The 707-nt window shown below is 58.3% G+C and carries 1 protein-coding gene; it reads right to left on the reverse strand.

All coding sequences use genetic code 11. The annotated features are described in order from the left end of the window. The coding region (locus HFK74_RS32890; RefSeq protein WP_180207226.1) for a hypothetical protein at positions 1 to 707 on the reverse strand (707 nt) is incomplete at both ends.

The following is a 707-nucleotide window of genomic DNA, read 5'->3' on the forward strand; positions in this document are numbered from 1 at the left end:
CTGGGTCATTGGTGCCCCCCCTATTCATCCTGGCCCAAATGCCAGATGGCAGGCTTTCATAAATGCACGGGCCGTTGGCAGGATAGCCCTGCACATCTTGGGCAGTAGCATCGAGGCAGTCGAATAGTTCCCGTTCATCCGCGTCCCACTTGGCCGCCAAGTCCGCGTCCTCAATTGGTTCGCCCCGCGCCCCGATCCACTCAATGGCCTGCCCGAGAAACAGGAATGGGAGCCCCCGAATATCTTCAATGTGTACATGGTAGATGCTCGGTGCCGAGTCCGACGCAGCGTTACTTTCCGGCCCGGAATAGCTTGCTGGTGGCGTAGCCAAAGCTTCCAATTCGGCACGCCCCACGAAAAGCCACCACTCCGGTATATCGGCGAGAGGATGCCATCGCCGTGGGATGACATTCGCTGGAGCGCGAAAGAAATTACTGAACCATCCCTGATAAGCGTGGGTATTCCACGCTTCAGCCGGCATGGCCTCAAAACGCCCGTCACTATGCTGCAAATAGGCTACCAGCCTGCCAAACGCACAGTGCTCGCGGATCTGCGCCGCGACCCCGTCAAAATGGGGGGATGCTCGAATGTCTTTGGCTTCCGCAGGCCAATCTGCTTGTCCGCGTCCTAGCAGATCAACAGCGCGGGCCATAAAAACATGCCTGGGCGCATCAAACGGCCATTTCTCCGGGGTCGACCAGAGCTTT

The organism is Pseudomonas sp. SbOxS1, assembly GCF_013416725.1.
Classification (GTDB): domain Bacteria; phylum Pseudomonadota; class Gammaproteobacteria; order Pseudomonadales; family Pseudomonadaceae; genus Aquipseudomonas.